The organism is Amycolatopsis panacis (assembly GCF_003600245.1).
Classification (GTDB): domain Bacteria; phylum Actinomycetota; class Actinomycetes; order Mycobacteriales; family Pseudonocardiaceae; genus Amycolatopsis; species Amycolatopsis sulphurea.
The window spans coordinates 1-3,625 of the sequence record NZ_QZFV01000027.1 but is presented as its reverse complement, the minus strand read 5'-3'; the positions used below and the strand labels follow the sequence as shown (position 1 = coordinate 3,625).

Sequence of the window (3,625 nt, the reverse complement as noted above, 5' to 3'; positions counted from 1 at the left end):
CAGGACGAGCACGATCGGGAGCGGTCCGAGCGGCAGCGTGCGCAGCGGCAGGCGGGGGGAGGGACCCATCGTGTCCGAAAGTGACCGGGGCGTCGTGGTGGCGGGCGTCGACGGTTCGGTGTCGGCGCGTCACGCCGTGGTCTGGGCCGCCGAGCAGGCGGCACGGCGGGGCTTGGTGCTGCGGCTCGTGCAGGTGTACATGATCCCGTCCCCGAGCATCATCGGGCCGGGGGTACGGGGGGTGCGTTCGGGGTTCCGGCGGCAGGCCGGTGAGTGGCTGGCCGAGGCGGAGGCCGTGGTGCTGCGACGGTGGCCGTGGTTGCCGGTCGAGCGGGTGGTTGCTGAGGGTAGCCCGGTCGGGGTTTTGCGGCGGGAGAGTCGTGATGCCGAACTGGCTGTGCTGGGTTCCCGGGGTCTGGGTGGGTTCACGGGTCTGCTGGTGGGTTCGACCGCGGTCGGGCTGGTCGCGCACGCGCGGTGCCCGGTTGTGGTGGTGCGGGGCCGGATGCCGGACGATCCGCCCCCGGCGGCGGGACCGGTGGTGGCCGGGTTGGATGGTTCGGCCGACAGTGATGACGCGCTTGGGTTCGCGTGTGCCGAAGCGGTCTCCCGGCAGGTAGTCCTGCTGGCCGTGCATACCTGGAACGAGCAGTGGCACGCGGACGGTTCGGTGCGGGGCGCGGATCGGGTGCCGGGGGAGGTCGCTGCGGCCGAGTGCGGGCGGGTCGAGGACCAGCTCGCGCCGTGGCGGGAGAAGTTCCCGCAGCTGCGGATTGAGGTGCGGGCCGGGCCGGGGCGGCCGGTGCGGGCGTTGCTGGAGGTTGGGGAGGATGCGCAGCTGGTGGTGGTCGGCAGTCGGGGGCGGGGTGGGTTCGAGGGGATGCTGCTGGGGTCGACCAGTCAGGCCTTGCTGGTGCATTCGGCGTGTCCGGTGGCGGTGGTGCGGCCGGGGAACCGGCCATGACGACGATGCGGGGCCGGGTCGCGCTGCGGGTGCTCGCGTGTTATGAGACGGTTTTCGCGGCGGGCGCGCTGGTCGGTGGGGTTTGCCTGATGGCGGGTGCGCCGGGTTTCCGGTTGCCGACCGCTGTTCTGGCCCCGTTCGGGTTGTCTACCTGGGTGCTGCCCGGGGTGGCGCTGATTGTTGTGGTCGGTGGTGCTCTGGGCTGGGCGGCTGGGGTGGCGTGGCGGGGTGACCGGCAGGCGCCGGGGTTCGGGTATGCCGCGAGTGTGGTGGTCGCGGGTTGGCTCGCGATCCAGGTCTCGGTGCTCGGCTTTCGTGCGCCGGCGCAGTGGGTGACGCTCGCGCTGGTGGGGTTGCTGGTTCTGCTGAGCCGGTACGTGCAGCGGGTGGTGGCCCGATGACCCGCCCCGCGCGGCCGGTGACTTACTACGACACCGCCGGGAGACGGCTGCGCCGGCACGGCCTGGCGATCAGCCGGACAGGCAGCGAATGGCTGCTTGATCTCGGTGACGGCCGCGGGTGCCGCGTCGAGGCACCCGGGCTGGACGAGGTTCCGCATGAGCTGTCGCGGCTGGTGCGTGCCTACAGCCGTGATCTTGAGCTGGTGCCGATTCCCGGTCCGGCGGACGGACAGCAGGAGGTGGGGGAGGTATCCGGTACGGCGCGGGCAGTGGTACTCGGCTACCTGGAACGGCAGATCGACGCCCTGGCTCGTGCCGACCTGGCGGTGCGGCTGGAGCAGCCCGAGGGCGTGCATGATCTCAGGGTGGCGGCCCGGCGGATCCGGGCGACTTTGCGGACGTTCGCGCCGGTGCTGGGAGGACGGCTCGCCAGGAGATTCGGCGAGGCGCTGCGCTGGCTCGGCGCGGGCGTCGGGCCGGCGCGTGACACCGAAGTGCAACGCGAACGGCTGCTCACCGCGCTGCGGAAACTCCCGGACGGGGCGGCTTCGGACGAGGCACGAATCGAAGCCGAGCAGGTTTTCGACACCCTGGCCGAGGAAGCGGCCGCGGAGTGCGCGGTCGTCCTCGATTCCCCGCGATACCTGCAGCTGCTCAACGCACTCGACGTGCTCGTGGTGGTGCTTCGTGAGCAGGGCGCCGAGGCGCAGAGCAGCCGCGCGCGTCGGTCTGCGGGCAAGGTCCTTCCGGAGCTGGTCTGGACGGTGGCCGTGGAAACCGACGCCCGCGTGACCGCTGTCCGGCGGCAGGCGTATCCGAATGCCGTGCACGCGGTACGCAAGAGCGTGAAGCGCCTCCGCTACGCCGTGGAGGCGGCCGCCGGGGCTCTGCCCGTCGATGCGGACCGCGTGCTGAAGAGCCTGCGGTCGTTGCAGGACCTACTCGGCGAGTATCAGGATGCGGTAGTCGCCCAGGATCGGCTGCAGTCGCTCACGGAGGATTCCCGGGGCATCGCGACCCGCGCCTACGGCCTTCTACTGGAAGCCGAGATCTCTTCCGCCGAACGGTGTGTGGAGGCGCTTCCCGTGGCGTGGCACAAGGCGTATCGGGAGCTCGTCTCCCTTTGCGGCTGAGGGACGTTGGTCCTTCTCCCCGGTGACTCCGGACCGGCGTGCGTATCCGGTTTCGTTGTCTACTTTCGGGACAGCACAAGGAAGGGACGGACCCGATGCGGGCGCGTGATCTGATGTCGTCTCCGGTGGTGACGGTGTTTCCGTGGACGTCGGTGAAGGAGGCGGCTGAAGTCCTGTCCGGGCATGGGTTCACTGCGTTGCCGGTGGTGGACGAGGACGACCGGTTGGTCGGGATCGTGACGGAGGCGGATCTGGTCCGGCGTGGTGTTCCGGCGGACGCGCGTTCGGAGTATCGGCATCCTGTTCATCCTGGTGTGGTCGACATGTTGGTGGGTGCGGTGATGACGACGCCGGCGATCGGGATGTCGTCGGGTACCGATGTGGCTGATCTTTGTCAGGCGTTGGTGGATGGGGGGATCCGGGTGATGCCGATTGTGGATGGTGCCCGGGTGGTGGGGATCGTGACCCGGGGTGATGTGGTCCGGGTGCTGGCTCGGGCGGATGAGGCGATCGCTGCGGATGTGCGGCACCGGCTGGAGATCTACGGCGGCCACGGGCGCTGGCGGGTCGAAGTGCGCGATGGGATGGTGCGGATCGTGGACCGTTATGGCGACGAATCCGATCGTCATGTCGCGACGTTGCTGGCGTTGGCGGTGCCGGGTGTGGTGGGGGCGGACGTCGTGTCCGCGGAAGGGGAGGTGGGGCGATGACCGGTCGCAGCGATACCGTGCTTGTCGGGGTCGATGGGTCGGGTGGGTCGGCTGAGGCGGTCGGCTGGGCTGCCCGGTTCGCTGCTGGGCGGGGGCTGGGGCTGGAGGTCTTGCACTGTCTGCAGGTCGCGTCGCTCTATTACGGTGGCGGGTTTGCCGGGAGTGAGGTGCTGTTCGGGGATCTTCAGCGGGAGGGTGACCGGGTTGTGGCGGAGGCTCGTGATCGGGTTCTCGAGGTTGATCCGGCGTTGCGGGTCCGGACCGAGGTGTGTACCGATTCGGCGGCGGCTGTGTTGATTGAGCGTTCTCGTGGGGCGAGGGTGGTGGTTCTGGGCTGTACTGGTCGTGGTGGGTTCGCTGGGATGCTGGTTGGTGGTACTGCTGCGACGGTGGCGGGTCACGCGTGTTGCCCGGTGA

Annotated in this window: 5 protein-coding genes; all 5 read left to right on the top strand. The window is 70.0% G+C overall.

The window, feature by feature from the left end; translation table 11 throughout:
* Positions 1–70 precede the first annotated feature (70 nt).
* Complete coding sequence (locus D5S19_RS02400; RefSeq protein ID WP_120021680.1) at positions 71–964, top strand: universal stress protein; 894 nt, start codon at positions 71–73, stop codon at positions 962–964.
* Positions 961–1,365 (top strand): hypothetical protein, encoded by a 405-nt coding sequence (locus D5S19_RS02395; RefSeq protein ID WP_120021681.1) that lies wholly within the window; start codon positions 961–963, stop codon positions 1,363–1,365. The genes D5S19_RS02400 and D5S19_RS02395 overlap by 4 nt, the downstream gene beginning before the upstream one ends.
* Positions 1,362–2,498: a CHAD domain-containing protein gene (locus D5S19_RS02390; RefSeq protein ID WP_120021679.1), complete on the top strand. Its 1,137-nt coding sequence runs from the start codon at positions 1,362–1,364 to the stop codon at positions 2,496–2,498. Before D5S19_RS02395 ends, D5S19_RS02390 begins: the two co-directional genes overlap by 4 nt.
* Before the next feature lie 95 nt (positions 2,499–2,593).
* Positions 2,594–3,208, top strand: a complete 615-nt coding sequence (locus D5S19_RS02385; protein WP_120021678.1) for a CBS domain-containing protein — start codon at positions 2,594–2,596, stop codon at positions 3,206–3,208.
* Positions 3,205–3,625 (top strand): universal stress protein (locus D5S19_RS02380; RefSeq protein ID WP_147397312.1); only part of this gene is annotated, 421 nt, incomplete at its 3' end. The genes D5S19_RS02385 and D5S19_RS02380, both read left to right, overlap by 4 nt.